Genomic DNA, 24,536 nt, shown 5'->3' with positions numbered 1-24,536 from the left:
CTATAATTAACACTTATTATTATAAGTTTTATTGATAGTTTTTATATTTTTATAACCTAAATTGATAATTATGACTATTACACAACTACATTACGTTTTAGCCGTTGCCGAAAACCAGAATTTTACTAAAGCTGCCGAAAAATGTTTTGTTACCCAACCAACATTGAGCATGCAAATCCAAAAACTAGAGGACAAATTAGGCGTTATCATTTTCGATAGGAGCAAAAAGCCCATTGAACTTACCGAAGTAGGTAAAAAGATTGTTAATCAAGCTCGCAGTATTGTCAATGAATCTTACCGAATCCAAGATATCGTAGATCAACAAAAAGGCTTTATTGGTGGAGAATTTAAGTTGGGTGTTATTCCAACTATTATGCCTACTCTACTTCCTATGTTTTTAAAAACTTTTATAAAAAAACACCCTAGAGTAAAACTTAAAATAGAAGAACTTACTACAGAAGATATTATTACAAGAATTAAAGACGGCCATTTAGATGCCGCTATTGCAGCTACACCTCTTAAAAACGAAGACATTAAAGAACGTGTGTTATATTTCGAACCTTTTGTGAATTATATCCCTAAAGGGCATAGGCTATTCTCTAATAAAAAAATTGATGTAAAAGACTTAGATATAAACGACATGTTACTTTTAGAAGATGGACATTGTTTTCGTGATGGAGTCATTAACTTATGTAAAGCCTTTAAAAGCCAAACAGACGAAAATTTCCAACTAGAAAGTGGTAGTATCGAAACCCTTATTAAACTATCAAACGAAGGTTTAGGTATGACACTACTCCCCTATCTGCATACATTAGATGTTCATGAAGCCAAAAAAGAAAACCTTCATCATTTTAATGAACCAGTTCCAGCTAGGGAGGTCAGTCTCATTTATCATAAAAGCGAACTAAAAATGCATATCGTTGGCGCATTGCAGGATGTGATATCTGGAGTTATTAGAGGTGCTATTGCGTTTCAAAATGTTAAGATTATCAGCCCACTACCCAAATAAAAAAGGATATAAAATTTAAAGATTAAGTGCATTTTAAAGACGTATTATACCATTTAAAATGCACTAACGAGTAGGTATGTTATGCGCTATACTTACACCACTTCTTTTCTCATAGCCTCTTTTCTCATAGCTTCTTCAAAAGGCTGTTGTTTAAAATAAACTAAACACTGGTCTAATTCTGGGTTCTGTAAAATAAGGGAACGAATAAATATTTTTAATTCTTCAACCTCATAAGGTAATAATCGCTCTAAAGCTTTTTGTACTTCTTTACAGAACAGTGTTGTATCAAAACTTACTTTGTGGAGTATCGTAATGGTATACTCAAGCATTGCTCTTGCCATGATTAATGTAGGATTTGGTTTATAAAAAATTAAAATAATATTTATTATTAAACACTATTTCATGTGTTTAAAAGTACCTAAAATTAAATAAGAAAAATATATAAAGCCTAACTTTAACAATTTCTTAATGGCTTTATCCCTAAAACACCTCCTCTCCTTCTTTAAAAAAAAATCTTGGTATAAAATAATAAAACGCAATACTTCCTAATTTTATTGTGTTTCACTAAATTCGAAGATTAAAGATTTATGTTATGAAAAACCATTATTCCACATCCTATTTTTTAAGCGTGTTTCTGTGCTGTTCTGCAGCATGCCTTCTTAACAGTCAGACGACTAACAAAAAAACCGATTTATGGATTGATAAAGATGAAGATGAACATTATACGGCACGCCATGAATGTTCTTTTGTACAAGCAGGTGATACTTTTATCTTGTTTGGGGGAAGAGAGTCTGCACAAACCTTAGATGTTTATGATTTTAAAACCAATTCATGGCAAGAAGCACCTAACAAAGCCCCGAAAGAATTCAATCATTTTCAGGCAACTTATTATCAAGGATTTGTTTGGGTTATAGGCGCATTTAAAACCAATAATTTTCCCAAAGAAATTCCTGAAGAAGCGGTTTGGTTATATCATCCGCCTAGCGATCGCTGGATAGAGGGCCCGCAAATTCCTGAAAATCGCAGACGCGGCGGTGCTGGCCTGGTTGTATACGAAGATGTGTTTTATATTATTGGAGGCAATACCATTGGGCATGACGGAGGCTATGTTAACTGGTTCGACGCCTATAACCCTAAAGAGAACACGTGGAGTGTTCTAGAAAATGCATCCCAAAAAAGAGATCATTTTCATGCTGCAGTTATCAACAACACCCTATACGCTGTTGGAGGAAGGCAATCTGGTGGAGAAGGCGGAGTATTTGCGCCCCTTATCGCCACTGTTGATACCTATGATTTTAAAACCCAGACATGGTCTACATTAAAAAACGATTTACCCACGCCCAGAGCCGCTCCAAGCACCATTGCTTTTAAAGATGAATTATTTGTAATGGGTGGCGAGAGCGAAAAACCTGGGCCTGCCTATACCATTGTGGAAGCCTACAATCCTAAAACCCAAACATGGAGCGTAAAAGCCCCCATGCATTACCCCAGGCATGGCACACAGGCTATTCTGTCGGGTGAAGGCATTTATGTAACGGCAGGGTCGCCCAAAAGAGGCGGCGGAAGGCAACACCATATGGAAGTTTACCATAAAGACCAGCCAGAAGGCGAAAAACTAGTCGCCTCCGAATTAATTATTCCAGAACATGTAAACATTCCCTTGGGAAGCACTAAAAAAATTAAAATTAAAAACACAAATAGCAATACGGGCAGTTTTATTACTTCTATAAGCTTAGTAGGCAAAGCCAAAGATGCTTATAGGATTAAATCGAAATCGGCCCATTTCTTAATTCATGCAGAAGGGAATACCGAAATTCTAATCGAGCATATTGGTGAGGGGCCTTATGATAAAGCGCTGCTCGAAATTGTATATAATGGCGATATTAAAAAAACGATTGCATTAACAGTAAAATAAGACCATAAAACGTACAAGAAATTATTAAATAAACTAAAGAAACAGCAAGCTTATATGTCACTTTTAATTAAGTAAGATATAAAGACAACGAAAGCTGAATTAGAGCATAACTAAAACAGTATCAACACGCTACAACCACAAAAAAACATTCTTGATAAATATCATGTAACGACATCATTAAAATGTCTAAATTTGGTACGCCAAATTAATTGTTTTACCCTTAATGGTTATTAAAGCTAGTATTTGTTAGGGGTGTTTAAAAGCAAGTTACTATTAAAATAATGAATGCAATTAAAACGATTTCAGTACTTAGTTTATTATTCTTCTTTAATTTCAATTATTCACAAACAGGGCCAGGTGGCGTTGGCGATCATACATCTAACGGATTATGGCTTAAAGCCGATGATATTATTCTTGAGAATAAGGAACCCGTTACGTTTTGGCCTGATGCTTCAGGAAACAACAACGACGCCCTCTCCACTAACCCTAACGAACAACCAGAATTCAATAAATCCAGTGCTTTAAATACAATGCCAGCAATTAATTTAGATGGAAAAAGCACTTTAATGACAGTAGACGACAAGGATATATTGGATGGCAGCTCAAGCATATCTTTGTTTTCCGTTATAAAGCCGGAAAGTCTGGACGAAAAAACCCCCAGAGGGATTCTATCTAAAAGATATTCTTCAGGCAACAGTGATAATTATGCATATTCATTGTTTTTTTATACAAAGGACTTTCTGTATGTTGATATCAACACCACAAAATATCGGGTTAATACGGGAAACCCAGCATTCACGAACTCCACACCTTACATTCTCCAAATGGATTTTGATGGTAGTTTAGGTTCTAATCAACGTACTAAAATATACGATAGAGGAAATCTTATAGCAACAAAACCACAAGTTTCTAATAAAATAACAAATAATAGCACCCCGTTGACTATTGGTATGTTACCAAGCAACAACAACTCCTACTATGCTGGAGAGATATCTGAAATAATACATTTCAATTACGCTATAAACAAAGCCCAGCGTATCATTGTAAACAATTATTTAGCTGCTAAATATAACATACCCATACATACAGATATTGATTATTACCAACAAGATAATATGTCAAATGGGGAATATGATTATCATGTAGCGGGCATAGGCAAAGCAGACGATGGGTCGCAACAAATCAATTCTCAAGGTTCCGGTATTGTAAGGATAGAACTTGCATCCACTTTAAAAAATGATCAATTTTTGTTTTGGGGTCAAGACAAAAGAGATTTAAATTATAATTTTTATACAAACAACACCGATTATATCGAATATTTAGACACCCAATGGCGTGTTAGTAATAGAAATGAACTTGGAAAGGTGGATGTTTATTTTGATATAAGTCATATGATAAACAATTCGGTTTTGTCTCTTGAAACCTTAAATTGCTCGCCTCTACAACTAATAATCTCTGATTCCCCTGATTTCTCTGATTTAACCGTTCACGATTTAAGCATCACAGAAACACCCCCCCATAGTATTAAAGCAACAGGTGTAACTTTTAAAGACAACCAATATTTCAAATTACGTTATGTAGACCAGATCGTCTGGGATGGTGCTAATTACTTTAATGGTTCAGGCATTAATTCTGCCCCGCACAACGAGAACGATTCGTGTTTAAAACTAACCGTTTTAGCAGGAACAGCAACTTTAACAGAAGATGCGCTGGTTAGAGAAGTTAACATAAACTCGGGCAGCGAGCTCATTGTTAACGGCACGCTTTTAAGTGTTGAAAAAGGAGTTGAAATTGGAGACAACGGCACCATTGATTTAAAAAATGAAGCACAATTGATACAAAACCATGAAGGTGAAACTTCCAATACTGGAATCGGCACTTTAAAAATCAGGCAAAAAGGTAGTGGTAATGCCTTTAATCATAACTATTGGAGCTCGCCTGTTAATAGAGAAGGAAACTGGCAGATTGGGTTTTTGGAAGACCCCGAAGGCCACCCAGTAAAGTTTAGCGCGGCACATACCGGCACCCCAGGTACACCCCCCACTTTAAGCACCAGATGGCTGCATAAGTTTGACGGTACTAACCATTACAACAATTGGGTTCGTCTATCCACTAGCGATTTATTAGCACCTGGTTTAGGTTATACTATGAAAGGCTCCGGCCTAGGTGGAGGCAATTTACAAGAATATATTTTTGAAGGCACACCTAATGATGGAGATTACACCATTCCTGTAACCGCTGGTTTCAATATTTTAGTAGGAAACCCATACCCCTCTGCACTTGATGCGTATCAATTTATTACAGACAACATAGACGTTATTGATGGTACTTTATACTTTTGGGAACACTTTCCAGACAATAACAGTCATTATCTGGCAGATTATAAAGGCGGTTATGCCAGTTATAATTTGACTATGAGCGTGCCATCACCTATCCCTTTTACAGCAGCAGCAGTAGCTGGGAATGCAGGCTCAACAAGTACGAACGGTGCTCCCTCAAAAGGTGCACCCACAGGTTTTATCCCTGTAGGACAAGGTTTTTTTGTAACCGTAAATAGCGCACCAGTAGACGACATTATTTTTAATAACTCACAACGCGTATTTGCAAAAGTAGATAATGGTGCATCCGTTTTTTACAGAACGAATGCTACTAAAAACAAGCAAACAACGAATGGGGATAGCCGACCAAAACTTTGGTTTTCCTTTACTACCAAAGACTATATAAAAACCATTGGTTTAGGTTATGATCTGAACACCACTTATGGCTATGATAATGCTTATGATGCCGAATCTTACGATTATTTACAGGACGATATTTACTGGTTATTACCAGAAAACAGTAAAAAACTGTCTATTCAAGCCTTACCAAGTATAAACCTTGAAGATAATTTGCCCTTAGAAATAAAAGCCACACACGCTGGAGTCTATAAATTCGAGATCGGCAAAATGGAAAACATCCCTGCGGATTTACCCATCTATTTAAAGGACAACACTAAAAATATGTATTATAATTTAAGGGATGGCGAAGCCAATTTATATCTAAATACAGGCCTGCAACAAAAACAGTTTTCCATCGTATTTAAGGAAGAAGGCGTTTTAGGCACCGATATTTTTGAAGAAAAAACCCTATTCACCACTTACAATCCTAAATCAAATATTTTACAGATACACTCTAGCTCAAAAGAAACAACAACAGCAATAGATGTTTTGGCTATATACAATAGCTTAGGGCAAGAGGTCATTTATATTAAATCGCCTAACCTAAATAATGTTGACGTCTCTCAACTGTCTAATGGTGTTTACATATTAAAATTGAATTCCAAAAACGTTAAAAACCCAAACGGCATTAAGTTTGTAAAATATTGATGGGAATGTTTTTGGAATCCCTTTGTACGTCCAACAGGTAAAAACGTGAACGACAAGAAATCTCATTAGTTAAGGTCCTTCCTCAATGTAAGATTCCTCAGTCAGGCCTCATTGGAAATGACAGGACTAAAAACTCTAAAACCTATTATCCCCATCCAATAAGTCGCCAATCCCCCCAAGAATACTGCCTTCGCCTTTGTTCTTCCCTCCGCCTTTTGGAGCAGAAGCCAACACACGGCCCGCAAGTCTACTAAAAGGCAGGGACTGTATATACACGATTCCAGGGCCCTGAAGTTTAGCAAAAAACAAACCTTCACCACCAAAAACAGTGTTTTTTATACCCCCAACAAATTCTATATCATAATCGACGTCTTGTGTAAAACCAACAATACACCCCGTATCCACCTTTAACGTTTCTCCCGCTTGCAAAACCTTTTTCGCCATGGTACCTCCAGCGTGAACAAATGCCATACCGTTACCTTCTAACTTCTGCATGATAAAACCTTCACCACCAAAAAGGCCACGGCCTAACTTTTTAGAAAATTCAATACCAATACTCACTCCTTTTGCAGCACATAAAAAAGCATCTTTCTGACAAATAAATTTTCCCTGAAATGCGGTTAAGTCTATAGGGATTATTTTTCCTGGGTAAGGAGACGCGAAACTCACATGGCGTTTACCGGTAAGGTTGTTGTAAAAGGCTGTCATAAACAAACTTTCACCGGTAAGTATCCGCTTCCCTGCTCCCAAAATCTTTCCTAGAAATCCAGAATCGTTTTGCGAACCATCTCCAAAAATAGTTTCCATTTTAATGCCATCATCCATCATCATAAAACTACCAGCTTCGGCAACAACACCTTCTTGAGGGTCTAATTCTATTTCTACATATTGCATTTCTTCACCATAAATCTTATAATCTATTTCGTGTGCTATCATAATGTTCTATTTTAATTTTAACGGTTTATATTTAAAAAATGCTCACTAAGGTTTACTATTTACGACTTAACTTTTAAGCTCCACTCAAAATAAAAAGTAGACACCTCAACACCATCCTCGTTAGTCCCTACAGATTTTAACCAAAAGCGCTCCCCCTCTCCAGTTGCTATAGCCGTTTTAAGAGCGGCATCAATCTGCATGCCTTCATCGCAAATAAAAGTGATTTTTCCTGTAGCTTTTTTTGTGAATGTAGATTTATTGCTGGTTACCAACATGGAAATTCTGGCGCCACTCTCTTGAATTTTAGACATTACCAACGCCCCTGTGGCTAATTCTGCTGCCATGCCTTGTACAGCCCAAAACATGGATTTAAACGGGTTTTGATTAATCCATCGGTGCTTCACTTGCACAACGCACATCTTTTGATTTATAGAGGTTACCCTTACCCCACAAAAATACGCCGAGGGTAATTTAAGCATATTAAAGGCATTTATTTTTAAAGGCGTCATCATAAAAAATGAATTTTTCTCTAAAGTATTGAAAAAAACGACTTCTTATGTGTTAATTTTTTGTTAATTTACAGTACTATGCCTAACAAAGTACCTTCCTTTAGATATATATTTGAATAAGACTCCAAGATTGTTTTAAAAAAACATTTAGAGAGCGAGCTTTTTCAATCCTTTTAAATTTTGTTATGACTTAAAATGGTTTAAAAAAGAGCCCTATTCCAAAAAGAAATAATGGATTCAAAATGAAATTAAAAAAAAAGCAACTAACACACCCAATATCATGCTAAGCAAACATCATAAAAACATTGCTACTTTTATTCACCTATCCACCTTGAGCAGGTTTATCATACCGTTTGGAAGTTTTATAGGCCCATTGATTTTATGGTGGTGCAATAAAGAAAAATCGACATTTATCGATGCCCATGGCAAATATGCTATAAATTTTCAGATTAGCATTTTTATTTACACTATCATACTGGGAATGCTCGCTATACCATTAACTTTTTTCAATATTTTTAAAGGCTTTAATACAATCCATTTTAATGATTATAATATAACACTAGACCAACTAACCCCATTACTTATCGTTCTGGGTAGTTTAGGTGTTTTGATAATAATCGGTTTCCTATTAGAAATAGCATTTATTATAAAGGCCAGCTTAAAAGCAAAAAATGGAGTATTATACCAATATCCGTTAACGATACACTTTATAAAGTAAAACCTTACACGTATTAAAAGCTATTAAAATTATAAAAAACCGATTTTTTAAAAGGCATTAGATTATGAAGATAGAAAACACAAAAGCGCAAATGCGCAAAGGCATTTTGGAGTACTGCATATTGTCTGTTTTAAAAGACGAAGACGCTTATGTAGCAGAAATCCTGAGTACTTTAAAAGATGCCAAGCTACTTGTTGTAGAAGGCACGATATACCCTTTGCTTACGCGTTTAAAAAATGCAGGACTGCTTCATTATAGATGGGAAGAATCTACCTCAGGTCCTCCTAGAAAATATTATGGTCTTACCGACAAAGGAACCTTATTTTTAAATGAACTGAATAGCACATGGAATGCTTTACAAAATGCCGTAAACCTAGTAACAAGCCAAAAAACAAAACACGATGAATAAAACGGTCAATATAAATTTAGCTGGTATCTTCTTTCATATAGATGAAGACGCTTACCTGAAACTACAACGGTATTTAGATGCCATAAAACGTTCGTTTACCGATTCTAATGGACGTTCTGAAATTCTCGCAGATATTGAAGCGCGTATTGCTGAGCTTTTTATGGAGCGCGTAAAACACGACAAACAAGTAATCGGTATTAACGAAGTGGAAGCTATTATTGCCATTATGGGCCAACCGGAAGATTATTTAGTAGATGATGAAATTTTTGACGACGAATCAAAAACACATTTAAAAACAAAAACGCCTAAAAAGCTATTTAGAGACACCGATAATTCGTACATAGGAGGTGTAGCATCAGGTTTAGGCCATTATTTAGGTATTAATGCCGTTTGGATGCGCCTTATTTGGCTGCTTCTGGTTTTTGGATCGGGAGGTACCTTTATTCTAATTTACATCCTTTTTTGGATATTAGTTCCGGAAGCGAAAACTACCGCCGAGAAAATAATGATGCATGGCGAGCCTGTGAACATCACAAATATTGAAAAAAAAATTAAAGACGGTTTTGACACGGTGTCGAAAACGGTTTCTGAAACCGTTAAAAATGTAGACTTACCAAAGCAAGGACAACGTATAAAATCTACTTCCAAATCTTTTTTCGATGGTTTAAGCGAAGCGGTGATGTTTACGCTCCAAATATTTGCTAAAATTTTCGGAGTTTTTTTAATTGCTTTTGCTGCATCGGTTCTTATAGCCTTAATTGTTGCGTTGTTTTCGTTAAGCGTTATCGATATTGTGCAAATTAGAGGCTTAGGCGTAATGGCATTATTAAATGCTACAAACGTACCATTGTGGCTTATATATATTTTCAGTTTTTTTGCCATAGGCATCCCTTTCTTTTTTATATTCTATTTAGGGTTGAAGATTTTGGTGAACAACTTAAAATCTATTGGTAGCATTGCCAAGTTCACATGGTTAGGCTTATGGCTTATCTCGATAATTGGATTGATCGTTATTGGTATTAGACAGGCCAGCGAACACGCTTTTGAAGAACGCTATATGGAAAGATACGAACTGCCCATTACAGCGCAAGACACTGTAAAAATTAGCATGAGCGAACATGAGCTTTTTAATGGCAATTTTAAAAGACGTGAAAATACTTTTAAAATGATTAGAGACGCAAACCAGCGCCCGCTTATTTATGCCTCGGATATCCGTATTGCTGTAAAACCTACAAGAGATAGTTTGGCCACTATGGTTATCGCTAAAAGCGCCGATGGAAGTCATTATGATAAAGCAATAAACCGAGCCAAAAACATCCAGTACAAATATCAATTTAAAAATAATGAATTACTATTGGATGCTTACTGGACCACCGACCCTAAACATAGGTACAATGATCAAGAAGTAAAGATTACCCTCTATTTACCTGAGGGCAGCGTGATATACTCCAACAAAAGTACCGAAAGCTTTTATTATAGTGGTTCTAATAACCATAGCGTTATTACCCAGGAACATGTTAACCATTTTGTACAGGTTTTTGAACCACATGTCCAATGCTTAGACTGTTCCACAAATAAAAATGATAATGATTTTAGTATTGAAATGGACATGCCAAAAGTGAAAATTGACAAAAATGGCATTGAACTAAAATCCAATACCAGCCATATAAAAATTAATCAAGAAGGCCTTGATGCAAAATCTGATGACGTTAACATAAATATTAGCAAAAAAGGCATAAAGGTAAAATCGTAAAAACACTAAAACACACCAGCTCTGGAAGTTTCTAAGGATGTTGTACTTATTTTAAAATGACGAAAAAAAAATGGAGCAATACTGTATTCGAGCACTGACTCTGTTCCCAGATCACCCCGCAACAAACCAGCATTAATCGCCAATTTACCAAACTTAGAGTAGGTTTTTGTTTATCTTTGCCAGATTATTATAACAGGTTACAATATGGGCAAAAGCGTAGGGGTTTTATTTTTTATTTCATTTTTATGTTTATCACTTCATGCCCAAAAACTCGAGAAAATAAAAGGGAATAGAACTATCGTTATTCAAGAAACCCTTATAAACTCATTTCACACCCTGGATGTGAATCAAGATCTCGAGATTGAACTTAAGTATGGTGCTCAAGCCTCTGTGGAAATCGAAACCGACGAAAATCTCCATGCCGTTATTCAATTTGATGTTCGGGACAGCCTGCTCTCTTTTACCAAAACACATAAAATCACTTCTAAAAAAAGATTAAAGATTAAAGTAACCTACGACACAAACCTTAACACGATTAGAACACGTGACAAAGCCGAGATAAAATCTTTAAACACACTAGAATTACCTTGTGCCAATGTAAAAGCAAGCGGTTCATCAAAGATGGATTTAACCATAAAAACCGATTCCTTCAAATTTGAAGGACATGATCGTTCTAAAACCAAATTGGATTTAAGAAGCCATCATTCTGAATTTATCTTAAATGATTCGAGTAGATTGAATGGCTTAATAACATCAACAGCATTAAAAGCGATGCTCTATCAACGTGCCTATGCCGAGATTAATGGCACAGGGCATAGTTTATGGCTACGCACCAATAATTCTGCACAGTTTATGGGCAAAAACTATAGCATAGAAACTGGTGATGTTAATTGCGAAAACACTAGCGAAGCTACAATTGATGCCACAAACAACATTTCTATTGAAGCCTCTGGCAGTAGCAGTGTTTATCTATATAACAACCCAAAAATCACCATAAACAGCTTAACAGATACTGCTAAACTTCAAAAGAAGCTAAAATAACAGACGTTATTGAATGGATGTCGAGATATGTTTTAACATTACAGTTCCTTAAGTTCCAATTGAAAATCTATTTTCACCGTATCATCAACCTCTATAAGACCAAAAAGCTTTTTAGGCCCCTCCATATTAAAATCACTTAAACGAATACTTACACGCCCGTTTACAGACATGTTATCCTTATCTATAATGGTTACAGGTATTTCATAAGCATTTGTAATGCCAGCAATTTTTATATCTACAGAAGCTAAATTTATTTTAGGACTCGCGTTTTTTGCTTTTAATTCTTTTAAATACAAGTAAATTTTTGGTTGCTTCTCTGTTTTTAAAATTTTTTGAAAGTCACTATTAATTCCTTTACTTCCACAATCAAAGCAACTATTATCTAAAACTAGAGCTGTTCTTCTAAAAACAAGCTTATCCCCTTGTTTTTTAAAAAAAACTGAAATTGGATGTTTTAATTCATCCATATTATAAGCACATTCAAAATCATTAACATTAGTAGTGCCTTTAACAGACAAACTACTGCTTGGTGTAACCAGGACCAAAGCTTCTGCAGCTGCTGTATCGCCTTTTGCAAATGCAAACGAGATTAAACTAAAAATAAAGAGTGTTAGCGTTTTCATAATATTTTATCTCATATTTTTAAACAAACAAGCCTCAAGGTACATACCCATTTAATATTTTACAAATAATTAAATAGTATTCTTTGAGGCTTGTTAAATAACTTATATTCTTTTTTACTTAGAAACTTATGGCCGCTTCTAGAGTAAATCCGTTAAACTTACCGTCTTCAAGAAGATTTCCAACAGGATAGTCGTTATAGTTTTGAACAACATATTCTGCCTTCATTAAGATATTTTTAGTCATAAACCAACCTGCACCTAACTGGAATCTATCCATAGTTATATCATCACCTGTTATCAGTTCAGAACTAACCGTATTATAACGTGTACCTAAATAGAATTTTTCTTCTTGACCAAATCGGTAAAGTGCTTCTGCTGCATATTGTTCCGTATTTCTTCTATCTACTTCACTTGAGCTTTTTCCTGAAGTTAACTCCACCGTTCCAAAAAATTCTAACCCACCATATTTTATAAATGGATTTATCATAACAGCAGTAATTTTGTTTTTAAAACCAGGATCAAATCGACCTGATCTAAAGTTATCACTTGTAGCCGTTGCATCTTGCATAATGCTATAATATCTAGAACCTGCTCTATCTGCACTATACAAATACACATTTTGTGCGTATCCTGTATTATATAAAGACCCTGTTAATCTAAACCGAATATCATCCGTAATTTGTTTATCATATCCTAGTTTTGCCAAAAATGCTGCGCCACCTGTAGTACCTTCTGAAGATTTTTTAACATTTTGGTTTAATTTACCATTAGAAAAACCAACCATTCCTAAAAATCCGTTATCTGCTTTATAGTACAGCTCCGCACCTACCTCTGTAGTAAACGAATCCATAATCAAGTTACCCACAAATGGATTAAAAATGGTTTGTGCATTGTCACTTCTTCTAAAGTGTGCATCACCATAGTTATTTTCCATGTGTCCAACTTTAATAGTCGCATGCTTCATAAAGTTTTCCAAAAAACCTTCACTAACAAAATCCAACTTATCTATCTGAAAATACCCACCTTTCACATACGGTTCGTTGTGGTGACGAGAAGATAGATAGGTACGCAAGTGCATTCTAACCCCATCGTACAAAGCCACGTCTAAATCTAAATTAGCAGTAGCCAAGTTAAAATTACTTCCTATTTCTGCTAAAGGAATCGCACCAGAATTTTCGTTTTCAATAGATTGAAATTGCAATGTAGACGATCCACCAATTCTAACTTTTACCCCATCAAAAGATGAGCTAGTACTTTTTTCACTTTCAAATACATTTATACCGTTTTTATCTGGTTGTCTATAATTATCAAGCGTTCTGTTTTGGGCATAAAAAGTAAACCCCGTTAATATGACTGTTGATAATATTGCTTTTTTTAATATTGCTTTCATAGTTTCTTAATTTAAAATTTGCTTTAATTTTACTTTAATTGCGTTGAGAATTTAATGAGTACTTCGTCTCCTGTAGTAATAGCACCAAACATAGCCTTGGGAGGGTCTACATTAAAATCGGTCATTTTAATTTTCTTTTCTCCTGTTAAATTTACTTTTCCTTCAGTATGGTTTAAAATGAAATTTAAATCTACACGCTTTTTAACGCCTGCTATAGTTAAATCACCTACAGATTGTACAGAAAATTTACCAGCATCTTTATTTTCCACTGTCTTTACTTCTACCAGTTTAAAAGATATTGTTTTATGTTTTTCTGATTTTAAAGCTTTAAACGTGTTTTTATCCATAGAGGATTTACCACTTTTTAATCCCTCTACCGTAACTTCAATGTTACATGCCTCAATAATACATTCATTTAAATTTTTAAAACTTATTTTTCCTCTTAAGTTTTCGGCTTCCAATTCCCAATCATGCACATTTGATGTCCCCAATACCTTCAATGAAGATTCTTGGTTATTTAAATTGAATTCCTGGGCTTGGCCAATACTTGAGGTCAAGAGGAACAAAGCAAAAACTTTCAACATAATTCTATTCATTTTTTTTAATTTAAGCATAACAATCTTTTTTATATTATGGTACAAAGCTCTATAAAGCCTCAGTTCTATTTTATGATTTTTGTCATATTAAGAATCATTATAAATAACAATCCTTAAATAGGACTTAAATATCCACTTTAAATATACACCCTAAAAAGCACAAACCAAACAGATTAGGCATAAATCGTGTGGATTTTAATTTTTATAAATAAAAGTGCAAAAAAACCCTTATTTAATCGACTTTCAAAGCTTTCTTAAGCTAATTTCAATATATATCTTTTTAAAATCATGTTTTTTTTAACAAATTTCAATTATGAATGTTGCCATTTCACACAATGGTCTAACATGTCACATTAAAGTTTATAAAAGCCACACTAGTTATGGGAAACCCTTAAAAAGGGTTCACTTTTATATCTCGTCATGTAAAATTCTTATCAGCGGCATTACAGCTATGCCTTTTGAAACATTTTAATATTAAAAAAAACAAAAGTGTTTTTCAATAAACTCATAAACGATTAAACAAGTACATATTTTAAACGTAACTTTGCAACCTTATTTACACACCATGCGATTACATAGAAATTTATGCTTTGCCGTTATTGACGGGTTAACTTTGATTTTTAACGAAGGAAACTATGCCGATAAGGTTATACAACAACTTTTAAAACGTGATAAACGTTGGGGGGCACGCGACAGGGCTTTTGTTGCAGAAACCACTTATGATATTGTACGTTGGAAACGTTTGTATGCAGAAATTGCTGAAGTTAAAGAACCTTTTGATCGTGAAAACTTATGGCGCATGTTTGCTGTTTGGGCAACTTTAAAAGGTATAAAATTACCCGATTGGTCTTATTTTGAACAAACGCCAACCCGTAAAATAAAAGGACGCTTTGATGAACTTTCTAAAATTCGGAAGTTCAAGGAATCCATTCCCGATTGGATGGACATAATGGGAGAGAAAGAGTTAGGAGAAGCGGTTTGGACTAAAGAAATAACCGCTTTAAATGAACAAGCCGATGTTATTTTAAGAGTTAACACCCTTAATACCACTAAAGAAAAGTTACAAGAAACTTTATTTGACTTAGATATTGAAACCGAAATATTAAAAGAGTATCCTAACGCTCTAAAATTAAAAGAACGTGCCAATGTATTTACTACAGAAGCCTTTCAAAATGGCCATTTTGAAGTGCAAGACGCCTCCTCTCAATTGGTCGCTGAGTATTTAAATGTTCAACCGGGCATGCGCGTGGTAGATGCCTGCGCAGGCGCTGGTGGAAAAACATTGCATATCGCGTCTTTAATGGAAAATAAAGGACAAATAATTGCCTTGGATATTTATGGCAATAAATTAAACGAACTCAAGCGTAGGGCCAAACGTAATGGTGCACATAATATCGAAACACGAGCCATCGAATCTACTAAAGTAATTAAAAAACTTTACGATAAAGCAGACCGGGTATTGATTGACGCCCCCTGCTCTGGCATAGGTGTACTGCGTAGAAACCCCGATGCCAAATGGAAATTACAGCCAGAGTTTATTGAAAAGATAAAAGTAACCCAACAAGACATCCTTCAACAATATTCCAGAATGGTTAAAGTGGGCGGGCAAATGGTGTACGCGACCTGTTCTGTATTGCCCTCGGAAAACCAAAATCAAGTGGCTAGCTTTTTAAAGTCAGAAGCTGGTGGTAATTTTTCTTTGATAAAAGACAAAAAAGTATTGGCGCATAAATCTGGTTTCGATGGTTTTTACATGGCGCTGTTGGAAAGAAAAGCCTAAGGAATGTGCTTGCCACTTTGAATGGTATCTCAAAACCATATAATGGATGTTTGTTTTATGAGATGCTAAAATTCTAAAATCTTTTGATGAAAATGATTAAAAAGTCATGGATCAAGGTTTAAAATACCATCTATCAGATTTACTAAGCGAAAGCATTATAAAGGTGTCTCCTGTTCTTGGTGGCGATATTTCAAAAGCTTATCGCATGGATACTCCCAACAGCTCTTACTTTTTAAAATTGAACCCAACTGGAGATGCTCTAAAAATGTTTCAAACAGAAGCCTTTGGATTGCAGTGCATTGACAATAGCAACACAATAAAAACTCCCAAAGTTGTGGCATGTGGAAAAGTTAAAGGTTCTGCTTTTCTAGTAATGGAATTTATAGAGTCCAAACCTGCTTCCTCAAAAGATTTTGAGACCCTAGGGCGGCAATTAGCCCAATTACATCAATCCAGTTCTAAAGATTTTGGATTAAACCACGATAATTTTATTGGGAGTTTACCGCAAAGCAACACTCTGCACACTAATTGGAGCGCCTTTTTTGCCCAAGAGCGTTTAGGGCCACAGCTGGAGTTGGCAAAGCAAAAACACTTACTTTCCAATCATGAATGTCCAACAGAACAGAACATCACAAGTGTAGTAGAGCCTTTGTTTAAAAACATACGTCCCACTTTAGTGCATGGCGATCTATGGCAAGGCAATTATCTTATTTCTAAATGTGGCACCCCTTACCTTATCGACCCAGCAGTCTATTTTGGACACCACGAAGTGGATATAGCCATGACCAAATTATTTGGTGGTTTTAGCAACAATTTCTATACGGCTTACAGCAGCATGATTCCAAATGATGAAAACACTACAATTAGGCTAGAAATCTATCAACTCTATTATCTTTTAGTCCATTTAAATCTCTTTGGAAAACTGTATTATAGCAATGTTATGTCTATTTTAAAAAAATATTTTTAATAAGCCTTTTAAAAAACGATATAAAAGCTAGGCCTTTCATAAAAAAGCAAAAATATAATCAGTAAAAAATTGTAAATTTGCAAATTATTTAAACTCACAAATCAAGACACAATGATTCATTTCTTTGGAAACGTAACCAGTAAAGTATTTGCTGTTCAAACAACAAAAGAATTATCGACCGAAACCATCTCCAAATTAGTATGGTTATTTGGTAATCAACCTAAAATTGAGCAAACTACTTTAGATGCTTTTTTTATAGGGCCACGTGCTGCCATGATAACACCATGGAGTACGAATGCCGTTGAGATTACTCAAAATATGGGGATTTACGATATTCTAAGAATTGAAGAATTTAAAGCGGTTTCTAAAGATTTCATAGCGTTCGACCCTATGATTTCTGAAAAATTTAACAGTTTAGGCCAAAACACCTTTACCGTCGATATCCAACCAGAAACCATTCTTAACATTCAAGATATCTCAGCTTATAATGAGCAAGAAGGCCTATCGTTGAATGAAGAAGAGATTGTCTATCTGGAAGAGGTTTCCAAAAAAATTGGCCGCCCCCTTACAGATTCCGAGGTTTTTGGATTTTCACAAGTGAACAGCGAACACTGTCGCCATAAAATTTTTAACGGCACGTTTGTAATCGATGGTGAGGAAAAACCCGTGTCACTTTTCAAGTTAATTAAAGAAACTTCGAAGCAACATCCTAACGATATTGTTTCGGCCTATAAAGATAATGTAGCCTTTATAAAAGGGCCAAAAGTGGAACAATTTGCACCTAAACGTGCTGATATTCCAGAGTACTACACTACTAAAGATTTTGAATCGGTTATTTCGCTTAAGGCAGAAACTCATAACTTTCCAACAACCGTAGAGCCTTTTAATGGTGCTGCAACGGGTGCTGGGGGAGAAATTAGAGATAGGCTTGCTGGCGGAAAAGGGTCCTTACCTTTAGCAGGAACAGCGGTTTACATGACCTCTTATTCTCGTTTAGAAGCCCCAACCAACTCCTCTAAAGGCAGGCCTTGGGAGCAAAAGTTTGAAGCTAGAAAATGGCTTTACCAAACCCCCATGGATATTTTAATAAAAGCGTCCAATGGTGCTTCAGATTTTGGAAATAAATTTGGACAACCTTTAATTACGGGCTCTGTTTTAACTTTCGAGCATGAGGAGAATGACTCTTCTAGCACTTCAAAAGCTAGGAAACTAGGATTCGATAAGGTAATCATGCAAGCAGGAGGCATAGGCTACGGCAAAGCGGAACAAGCTTTAAAAGACACGCCTAAAGAAGGGGATAAAATTGTAATTCTGGGTGGCGAAAACTATAGAATTGGAATGGGCGGTGCAGCAGTTTCCTCTGCAGATACTGGAGAATTTGCTTCAGGAATTGAGTTAAATGCCGTGCAACGTTCTAATCCAGAAATGCAAAAACGTGCTGCCAATGCCATTCGTGGCATGGTAGAAAGCGATGAAAATTTTATTGTTTCTATTCATGATCATGGTGCTGGCGGACATTTAAATTGTTTATCGGAATTGGTTGAAGATACAGGTGGACATATCAATTTAGATAAATTGCCTGTTGGCGACCCAACTCTTTCTTCCAAAGAAATAATTGGCAACGAATCTCAAGAACGTATGGGATTGGTGATTAGTGAAAAACATATAGACACCCTACATAAAATTGCAGATCGCGAGCGTTCGCCCATGTACACCGTTGGTGATGTTACTGGCGACAATCGCTTTACTTTCGAATCTAAGACCCACGGAGACAAACCTATGGACCTTGCTTTAGAAGATATGTTTGGAAGTTCTCCAAAAACAATTTTAACAGACAAAACAGTTGTTAGAAACTATAAAAACCCACGCTATAAAACCAAAAACTTATACATCTACTTAAATCAAGTTTTACAGTTAGAAGCTGTAGGTTGTAAAGATTGGTTAACAAATAAAGTAGACCGCTGTGTTGGTGGTAAAGTAGCAAAGCAACAATGTGTTGGCGCTCTACAGTTACCTCTAAATAATGTAGGTGTTATGGCGCTAGACTATAAAGGTAAAGAAGGTGTTGCCACCTCTATCGGCCATGCCCCTATTTCGGGATTAATCAACCCTGCAGCTGGTAGTAGAAATGCTATTACAGAATCTTTAACAAACATGGTCTGGGCCCCTTTAAAAGATGGCTTACAATCTGTTTCTTTATCGGCAAACTGGATGTGGCCCTGTAAAAATGAAGGTGAAGATGCGCGGTTGTACGAGGCTGTTCAAGCAGTTTCAGAATTTGCTATAGATTTAGGCATTAATGTGCCTACAGGGAAAGATTCGCTTTCCATGAAACAAAAATACCCCGATGGCGATGTCATCTCTCCTGGAACCGTAATTATTTCAGCGGGGGCCAACTGTAATGATATTACAAAAGTTGTAGAACCCGTTTTAAAACAAAATTCTGGTGCCATTTACTACATTAACATCTCGCAAGATAATTTTAAATTGGGTGGAAGTTCTTTCAATCAAGTTTTAAATGCCATTGGAAGTGATACCCCTAATGTAAAAGATCCAGCGTTTGTAAAAACGGTTTTTAATACCATCCAAAATCTAATTAAAACCGATAAAGTTAAAGCAGGACACGATGTAGCGTCTGGTGGATTAATTACAACGCTTTTAGAGCTCTGTTTTGCAGATATTAATTTAGGTGCAGATTTTGATCTATCAGGATTGAAAGAAGACGATTCTATAAAGCTTTTATTTTCTGAGAATTCAGGAATTGTTTTTCAAGCAGATGCGTCTATAGAGCCTATTTTATCTGAAAACAACATTCCTTTTTTCAACATAGGCTCAGTAAATCCTTCGGGAACCGTAACCATTAAGAACCATGATGATGCCTTCAGCTTTAATGTTGCCGAAACTAGAGATGTTTGGTATAAAACCTCTTTTCTTTTAGACCAAAAGCAAACCGCCAATGGTTTAGCTAAGGACCGGTTTGATAATTATAAGAACCAAGCTTTAGCCTATACATTCCCTGAACATTTTACAGGAAAATTACCAACGGCAGGAAAAACAAGGCCCAAAGCAGCTATTCTTAGAGAAAAAGGCAGTAATTCTGAACGTGAAATGGCAAACGCCATGTATTTAGCGGGATTTGATGTAAAAGATGTACACATGACCGATTTAATATCGGGACGTGAAACCTTAGAAGACATCCAGTTTTTAGGCGCTGTGGGAGGCTTTAGCAACTCCGATGTGCTGGGCTCTGCAAAAGGCTGGGCTGGCGCTATTAAATACAATGAAAAAGCCAATAAAGTGATTCAAGATTTCTTTAAAAGAGAAGACACGCTTTCTGTAGGTATCTGTAACGGAGCACAACTATGGATGGAATTGGATTTAGTAAATCCTGAACATGAGAGTCATGGAAAACTAAGTTATAACGATTCGAAAAAGCACGAAAGTGGTTTTACATCTGTAAAAATACAGGAAAACAACTCCATCATGTTATCGAGCTTGGCCGGAAGCACCTTAGGGGTTTGGATTTCCCATGGTGAAGGCAAATTTACATTACCATATACTGAAGACCGATATCATATTGTAGCCAAATATGGTTACGAAGGCTATCCTGCAAATCCAAATGGATCTGATTTTAATACAGCCATGATGTGTGATAAAACAGGACGGCATTTAGTAACTATGCCACATATTGAACGATCTATCTTCCAATGGAACTGGGCACATTACCCAGAGGGCAGACAAGATGAGGTGTCGCCTTGGTTAGAAGCGTTTGTAAATGCAAAAAATTGGATAGAAAAGCATTAATTGTTTTTCTATCCAGTTTTTAAAATATGTGAGATTAACTTTGTTGTTTAAGTCTGTTAGTTTTCTTAAACTAATTGGTCGCTTAATATTATTTTGTAATTCTAGATTTGGCGAAATAGAGCGCACAATGTTCAGCTATGGCTTATTGTATTGGTGCATTGAATACTACTGCGGGGTAGCCCGCCACCTTACACTACATTGCTAATCATTTTGCAATTATTCTACTTGATTTTTCCCTTTGGCATTAATGTAAGGCTTCCTGTGTTCCATCTATAAGCCTAGATAGATGTCATGCCTCGTATACTACGGTTGCCGCCCAGCCAATAAACAGGTGACGGCTGGACTTATAATGTTTGTCATACTTCAAACACTTTTGACAGAAGGTTGCACTTTCTCGACACTTCATCAGAGGTTCATTTGCATTCATCTCCATTATTTATACCTGACCACGCTCAATACCTGGGCTCTTTACCAAAGCACCTTATGGGGGGTTTGATGCGCTCCCCTGTAGGACAACATCGGTGGGTCGGTTCCACCATCTCATAAACAGTTACGTAACGACTTTCAGCCGGTCGTTACTCTCGGCACACGTATGGAAAGTAGCGGATTTATGCACTAATTTTTCGGTTTAATACAGACCTTTTTTATATTTACTTGCTTTCTGTTTAGCGATTAAACCGCTATTATTTTTATATATTGTTCTAAACCGTTATTTATCAATAACTATTCTGTCAAATAAATAAGTTTTTCATTGACCTTCATAATCGGAAGTCTGTATAAACCATTAATTAAGTACCCATTCAGATTTATTAAAACAATCTTTATTAATTTTAACAAAGTTAATTCCAATTACTTTTTTATTATTTTCATAATACCCAATATGTTGTTGTTGTTGTGTATAGTGCTTTTTAAGTTCTGCTTGGTTTTTCGATGTTTGTTATTTAGTTCGGAACTATTAAGGGGCTAAGCTACGGTAAAAATAGAGGTTGCCCTAACAAAAGAGCCCCTTTTGCACCGCCGATGTCCTATCTGTAAAAAAGGAAGATTGCATACGATTCTGCTGTTCAATGATCGTGGATCTCCCGAGAATTGGCGCATTTTATTAAAAGATAGAAAATTGAATTTAAGCAGCTAAAAAAACAATCTGCACCTGCGGACAGGCCCTGCTATGCCTAAACCTCAAAATGAAACGCTAAAAACCAACACTTTTAGAAAAAGAAACACCTAAAAACCAAAATAAAATTTAAAATGGAGTAAGTTCGATACCTGTTTAGCAGGTAAAAAACAATAGAACCTCCTATTACCCTTCTCCCCAGCCATCGTTTTACCCATAGAGTGGCAAATCAACCGGATGCGTCAACACCATATTCAGCTCTAGCCTATCGGCGAGCCGAATACTTAGTTATTTTGGCAAACTTAATTTATTTGATGTTAATTTTTTTATTGTCTTGTCTATTATCCCAGAATGAAACTATTTCAATGGTATCTTCTTTTATTTCATAAAAAATTAAATAGACTTTCATTGGTATTACCCGTGTTTTTTTATTTGATGTTAATCGTCCAATAAATTCGTTTTTTGAGAAAGTTTTTAATAAATCTTCTGTTTCATCAAGAAGTTTTAAACTATATGTAGCGGTTTTATTTCTTTCAATATACAATTCAAGAATGCCCCGAAACTCCGATTTGGCTATATCTGACCAAATTATTTTTTTGTTAGCCATTCTTTCATTTCAGAAATTACAGATTCGTTACTTGAAAACTGACCTTTTTTTATTTGTTTTCTACCAATTGAAATAGCATCTTTCTGTTCAGAAGATAATTGGTATAATTCCTGTTCGGATGAATCAAATATTGTTTGAAGAGCTTTCAAAAAATTTAAATCTTTAGAATCCTTAATTCTCGAAATCAAGTTATTTTTTATTTGAGCTGCTATATCCATTTTAATCCAATTTTTGCCATTTATCAAAAATAGTGATTTTTCTTGAAACCTCTAATTATCGTGTATGAGTTTTTATGTTTGCCAACGGTCTTGTGTCGAGTAGACAAGGGGAGTTTCGCCCCGAGCCTCTCACAGAACCGTACGAGATAGTCTCCCATCATACGGCTCTTCTTATTCAATTAACACCTTTAATTCGAGTAACCAATGTACCAATGATAAAATAAACTTGGGTATTGTTCCCGAACTCTATCTAACCATTTATAGGCTTTCGTTAGATTATTCCTATACCGTTTATAGTGATACCTTGCCCATCTTACCAGCTTTATACGCAATATATAAAACACTTTTGACAGACTGTACCCTCGGTATTTTCCAAAGTAACGTATCCACCCTCGAAGTTTTGGGTTCAAGTGATCTGCAATGCCAGTAATACTGTTACATCGCATTCTTGGGGTTTCCATTTTCCTGATCTGTTCAAGTATTCGTGATTTTGATTGAATACTGATTGCACAATCAAATCCCAAAAACAGTTTCCCTGTTTTCTTTGATTTTGAGGTGCGTGGCTGAAAAGTATACCCTAAAAAGTCAAATTTTACCTTTTTATACTTTTGTTGCCTTCTAAAATCCTTACAATATACGATCTTCGTTTTGTCTGGATGTAATGTCAATCCACAATACCCCACCCTTTCTTTAATCTTCTGTAGGTTTTGCTCTGCCTGACCTTGTGTCGAACAATGAATGATAATATCATCTGCATAACATACAAATTCAATAGAAGGGTCCAATCTTCCAAGCCAAACATCCAAGGTGTAATGCAAAAGCAGATTGGCTAATTTGTGCATTTCACTTTGCATCCTGGCACGGGTTCCCGAGTTCCGTAAATAAGCCCAAATAATGGTCATGCCTCCTAAATGACGCCTGCCGCCCAGCTAGAAGTAACAATAAATTACATAAGGTGTTGGGCTTTCGTACTTTTTAATCGATGTCCTTTTGTAATTTATCAGGATTTTGTCGTGTGTCAAAAATTGTAATTATTTCTATTTCTTTTTGCTCAGCTATTATTCTGTAGAAAAATGTCGTTTGCTTTGTTACAACACATTTATAAAGATTTTTAAATTCCGAGGATTTCGGACAACTATCAAGTTGACTTGATATTTGTTTGATTTTATCGTTCAGCTTTGAGATAAACTTGTCACGAGTTTTTAAATTCCACTCTTCGATTAAATATTCAGATAGTTTTAGAAGTTTTGATTCGGCAAGTTCGGATAAAAAGACTTTCATTAAGAAATTTTCTTGAGGAATGACTCGTAAGAAACCCTTTTACCTTTATCCAATTCCTCAATACCCTGTTTTATTTCAGTTTGTTCAAATAAAGTCAATTCATCCCAAAAATCGACTTTTTCTTTTTTGACAAAGTCAGCTACTCTTTGGATAAAATCAGTGTTTTCAGTCTCCAAAATCGTTTTTAGTAGTTCAAGTTTTGTTGTTCGGATGTCCATTTTAAAGTTTCTTTTAATCAAATGTACAAAAAATATGATTCAGTTCGATTTTTTGTCAGTATGAAGCCCAATGTTTATGTGTATGGTTTGTTGCGTGTTTCAAGCAACTAATTTAGTAAATAATTACGGACAAATAAAGTCCGCGAGGACTTTCGTAAGTAAGCAAAAAGCCAGCAATAAATTATATACGGCTTAAGTTTGTCTTTTATTAAATTTGATATATAATCAGAAAGAATAAAAGAGAGAATTAAGGTTAATATATACGGTGAAGCCTAGACTTCGA

The 24,536-nt window shown here is 35.6% G+C and carries 20 protein-coding genes and 2 pseudogenes; 11 read left to right on the top strand and 11 right to left on the bottom strand.

Translation table 11 applies throughout. From position 1 onward, the window contains the following. Positions 1–70: 70 nt before the first annotated feature. Complete coding sequence (locus tag ACFFU9_RS06410) at positions 71–1,009, top strand: hydrogen peroxide-inducible genes activator (protein WP_379860570.1); 939 nt, start codon at positions 71–73, stop codon at positions 1,007–1,009. Between the two features lie 149 nt (positions 1,010–1,158). Here the strand turns inward: ACFFU9_RS06410 and ACFFU9_RS06405 are convergent. After that, positions 1,159–1,350: pseudogene (locus ACFFU9_RS06405) on the bottom strand (hypothetical protein); the annotation flags it as partial. A 251-nt stretch (positions 1,351–1,601) separates the two neighbouring features. Between ACFFU9_RS06405 and ACFFU9_RS06400 the strand changes: the two are divergent. Together ACFFU9_RS06400 and ACFFU9_RS06395 are read left to right on the top strand one after the other, a co-directional pair. Next, complete coding sequence (locus ACFFU9_RS06400; protein ID WP_379860569.1) at positions 1,602–2,924, top strand: Kelch repeat-containing protein; 1,323 nt, start codon at positions 1,602–1,604, stop codon at positions 2,922–2,924. Positions 2,925–3,205: 281 nt separating this feature from the next. After that, positions 3,206–6,289, top strand: coding sequence for a RemA C-terminal-like gliding motility protein (locus tag ACFFU9_RS06395; RefSeq protein ID WP_379860568.1), 3,084 nt, complete (start codon positions 3,206–3,208; stop codon positions 6,287–6,289). Positions 6,290–6,424: 135 nt separating this feature from the next. On the opposite strand, the gene ACFFU9_RS06390 is transcribed toward ACFFU9_RS06395, so the two are convergent. Both ACFFU9_RS06390 and ACFFU9_RS06385 read right to left on the bottom strand, forming a co-directional pair. Then, positions 6,425–7,225: a TIGR00266 family protein gene (locus tag ACFFU9_RS06390; protein WP_379860567.1), complete on the bottom strand. Its 801-nt coding sequence runs from the start codon at positions 7,223–7,225 to the stop codon at positions 6,425–6,427. 59 nt (positions 7,226–7,284) lie between these two features. Beyond that, a complete protein-coding gene (locus tag ACFFU9_RS06385) occupies positions 7,285–7,737 on the bottom strand; it encodes a DUF4442 domain-containing protein (protein WP_379860566.1) in 453 nt (150 codons plus the stop codon). Between the two features lie 277 nt (positions 7,738–8,014). On the opposite strand from ACFFU9_RS06385, the gene ACFFU9_RS06380 reads away from it, so the two are divergent. The 4 genes from ACFFU9_RS06380 to ACFFU9_RS06365 all read left to right on the top strand — a co-directional run bounded on the left by ACFFU9_RS06380 (position 8,015) and on the right by ACFFU9_RS06365 (position 11,655). Further along, positions 8,015–8,452 carry a DUF4870 domain-containing protein gene (locus ACFFU9_RS06380; RefSeq protein WP_379860565.1) on the top strand — a complete coding sequence of 146 codons (438 nt, stop codon included), beginning with the start codon at positions 8,015–8,017 and terminating at the stop codon, positions 8,450–8,452. Between the two features lie 64 nt (positions 8,453–8,516). Next, positions 8,517–8,861, top strand: coding sequence for a PadR family transcriptional regulator (locus ACFFU9_RS06375; protein ID WP_379860564.1), 345 nt, complete (start codon positions 8,517–8,519; stop codon positions 8,859–8,861). Beyond that, positions 8,854–10,614 (top strand): PspC domain-containing protein, encoded by a 1,761-nt coding sequence (locus tag ACFFU9_RS06370; protein ID WP_379860563.1) that lies wholly within the window; start codon positions 8,854–8,856, stop codon positions 10,612–10,614. The genes ACFFU9_RS06375 and ACFFU9_RS06370 overlap by 8 nt, the downstream gene beginning before the upstream one ends. Positions 10,615–10,818: 204 nt before the next feature. Next, a complete protein-coding gene (locus tag ACFFU9_RS06365) occupies positions 10,819–11,655 on the top strand; it encodes a GIN domain-containing protein (protein ID WP_379860562.1) in 837 nt (278 codons plus the stop codon). 38 nt (positions 11,656–11,693) lie between these two features. On the opposite strand, the gene ACFFU9_RS06360 is transcribed toward ACFFU9_RS06365, so the two are convergent. The 3 genes from ACFFU9_RS06360 to ACFFU9_RS06350 form a co-directional block, all read right to left on the bottom strand. After that, positions 11,694–12,278 (bottom strand): YceI family protein, encoded by a 585-nt coding sequence (locus ACFFU9_RS06360; protein ID WP_379860561.1) that lies wholly within the window; start codon positions 12,276–12,278, stop codon positions 11,694–11,696. A gap of 118 nt (positions 12,279–12,396) precedes the next feature. Further along, entirely contained in the window at positions 12,397–13,668 is a 1,272-nt protein-coding gene (locus tag ACFFU9_RS06355; RefSeq protein WP_379860560.1) for a hypothetical protein, read from the bottom strand. A gap of 29 nt (positions 13,669–13,697) precedes the next feature. Further along, the gene (locus ACFFU9_RS06350; protein ID WP_379860559.1) at positions 13,698–14,282 is read right to left on the bottom strand and encodes a YceI family protein; all 585 of its coding nucleotides are present in this window, start codon (positions 14,280–14,282) and stop codon (positions 13,698–13,700) included. 547 nt (positions 14,283–14,829) lie between these two features. Here ACFFU9_RS06350 and ACFFU9_RS06345 point away from each other — a divergent pair. The 4 genes and pseudogenes from ACFFU9_RS06345 to ACFFU9_RS16225 all read left to right on the top strand — a co-directional run. Beyond that, a complete protein-coding gene (locus ACFFU9_RS06345) occupies positions 14,830–16,044 on the top strand; it encodes an RsmB/NOP family class I SAM-dependent RNA methyltransferase (RefSeq protein ID WP_379860558.1) in 1,215 nt (404 codons plus the stop codon). 106 nt (positions 16,045–16,150) lie between these two features. Then, the gene (locus ACFFU9_RS06340) at positions 16,151–17,011 is read left to right on the top strand and encodes a fructosamine kinase family protein (protein WP_379860557.1); all 861 of its coding nucleotides are present in this window, start codon (positions 16,151–16,153) and stop codon (positions 17,009–17,011) included. 111 nt (positions 17,012–17,122) lie between these two features. Then, positions 17,123–20,815 (top strand): phosphoribosylformylglycinamidine synthase, encoded by a 3,693-nt coding sequence (purL, locus tag ACFFU9_RS06335; protein ID WP_379860556.1) that lies wholly within the window; start codon positions 17,123–17,125, stop codon positions 20,813–20,815. 967 nt (positions 20,816–21,782) lie between these two features. Continuing rightward, positions 21,783–21,950: pseudogene (locus ACFFU9_RS16225) on the top strand (IS91 family transposase); the annotation flags it as partial. A gap of 286 nt (positions 21,951–22,236) precedes the next feature. Here ACFFU9_RS16225 and ACFFU9_RS06330 read toward each other — a convergent pair. From ACFFU9_RS06330 to ACFFU9_RS06310, 5 genes are all read right to left on the bottom strand, one after another. Continuing rightward, complete coding sequence (locus tag ACFFU9_RS06330; protein WP_379860555.1) at positions 22,237–22,536, bottom strand: type II toxin-antitoxin system RelE/ParE family toxin; 300 nt, start codon at positions 22,534–22,536, stop codon at positions 22,237–22,239. Further along, the gene (locus ACFFU9_RS06325) at positions 22,518–22,754 is read right to left on the bottom strand and encodes a hypothetical protein (protein ID WP_379860554.1); all 237 of its coding nucleotides are present in this window, start codon (positions 22,752–22,754) and stop codon (positions 22,518–22,520) included. Before ACFFU9_RS06325 ends, ACFFU9_RS06330 begins: the two co-directional genes overlap by 19 nt. A 188-nt stretch (positions 22,755–22,942) precedes the next feature. Further along, positions 22,943–23,656: a reverse transcriptase domain-containing protein gene (locus ACFFU9_RS06320; protein ID WP_379860553.1), complete on the bottom strand. Its 714-nt coding sequence runs from the start codon at positions 23,654–23,656 to the stop codon at positions 22,943–22,945. A 73-nt stretch (positions 23,657–23,729) separates the two neighbouring features. Further along, complete coding sequence (locus ACFFU9_RS06315) at positions 23,730–24,035, bottom strand: type II toxin-antitoxin system RelE/ParE family toxin (protein WP_379860552.1); 306 nt, start codon at positions 24,033–24,035, stop codon at positions 23,730–23,732. Next, positions 24,035–24,253: a hypothetical protein gene (locus ACFFU9_RS06310; RefSeq protein ID WP_115813108.1), complete on the bottom strand. Its 219-nt coding sequence runs from the start codon at positions 24,251–24,253 to the stop codon at positions 24,035–24,037. Before ACFFU9_RS06310 ends, ACFFU9_RS06315 begins: the two co-directional genes overlap by 1 nt. Between the last annotated feature and the right edge of the window lie 283 nt (positions 24,254–24,536).

It is taken from the genome of Mariniflexile ostreae (assembly GCF_042427585.1).
Taxonomy (GTDB): domain Bacteria; phylum Bacteroidota; class Bacteroidia; order Flavobacteriales; family Flavobacteriaceae; genus Pseudalgibacter; species Pseudalgibacter ostreae.
Note: the sequence above shows the minus strand (reverse complement) of the source record. Positions and strands in the feature narration are given on the sequence as shown.

Coding starts and splice junctions, on each gene's coding strand:
- ACFFU9_RS06410 (WP_379860570.1), top strand. CDS start 71: ATGACTATTACACAACTACATTACGTTTTAGCCGTTGCCGAAAACCAG.
- ACFFU9_RS06400 (WP_379860569.1), top strand. CDS start 1,602: ATGAAAAACCATTATTCCACATCCTATTTTTTAAGCGTGTTTCTGTGC.
- ACFFU9_RS06395 (WP_379860568.1), top strand. CDS start 3,206: ATGAATGCAATTAAAACGATTTCAGTACTTAGTTTATTATTCTTCTTT.
- ACFFU9_RS06390 (WP_379860567.1), bottom strand. CDS start 7,225: ATGATAGCACACGAAATAGATTATAAGATTTATGGTGAAGAAATGCAA.
- ACFFU9_RS06385 (WP_379860566.1), bottom strand. CDS start 7,737: ATGATGACGCCTTTAAAAATAAATGCCTTTAATATGCTTAAATTACCC.
- ACFFU9_RS06380 (WP_379860565.1), top strand. CDS start 8,015: ATGCTAAGCAAACATCATAAAAACATTGCTACTTTTATTCACCTATCC.
- ACFFU9_RS06375 (WP_379860564.1), top strand. CDS start 8,517: ATGAAGATAGAAAACACAAAAGCGCAAATGCGCAAAGGCATTTTGGAG.
- ACFFU9_RS06370 (WP_379860563.1), top strand. CDS start 8,854: ATGAATAAAACGGTCAATATAAATTTAGCTGGTATCTTCTTTCATATA.
- ACFFU9_RS06365 (WP_379860562.1), top strand. CDS start 10,819: ATGGGCAAAAGCGTAGGGGTTTTATTTTTTATTTCATTTTTATGTTTA.
- ACFFU9_RS06360 (WP_379860561.1), bottom strand. CDS start 12,278: ATGAAAACGCTAACACTCTTTATTTTTAGTTTAATCTCGTTTGCATTT.
- ACFFU9_RS06355 (WP_379860560.1), bottom strand. CDS start 13,668: ATGAAAGCAATATTAAAAAAAGCAATATTATCAACAGTCATATTAACG.
- ACFFU9_RS06350 (WP_379860559.1), bottom strand. CDS start 14,282: ATGCTTAAATTAAAAAAAATGAATAGAATTATGTTGAAAGTTTTTGCT.
- ACFFU9_RS06345 (WP_379860558.1), top strand. CDS start 14,830: ATGCGATTACATAGAAATTTATGCTTTGCCGTTATTGACGGGTTAACT.
- ACFFU9_RS06340 (WP_379860557.1), top strand. CDS start 16,151: ATGGATCAAGGTTTAAAATACCATCTATCAGATTTACTAAGCGAAAGC.
- purL (WP_379860556.1), top strand. CDS start 17,123: ATGATTCATTTCTTTGGAAACGTAACCAGTAAAGTATTTGCTGTTCAA.
- ACFFU9_RS06330 (WP_379860555.1), bottom strand. CDS start 22,536: ATGGCTAACAAAAAAATAATTTGGTCAGATATAGCCAAATCGGAGTTT.
- ACFFU9_RS06325 (WP_379860554.1), bottom strand. CDS start 22,754: ATGGATATAGCAGCTCAAATAAAAAATAACTTGATTTCGAGAATTAAG.
- ACFFU9_RS06320 (WP_379860553.1), bottom strand. CDS start 23,656: ATGACCATTATTTGGGCTTATTTACGGAACTCGGGAACCCGTGCCAGG.
- ACFFU9_RS06315 (WP_379860552.1), bottom strand. CDS start 24,035: ATGAAAGTCTTTTTATCCGAACTTGCCGAATCAAAACTTCTAAAACTA.
- ACFFU9_RS06310 (WP_115813108.1), bottom strand. CDS start 24,253: ATGGACATCCGAACAACAAAACTTGAACTACTAAAAACGATTTTGGAG.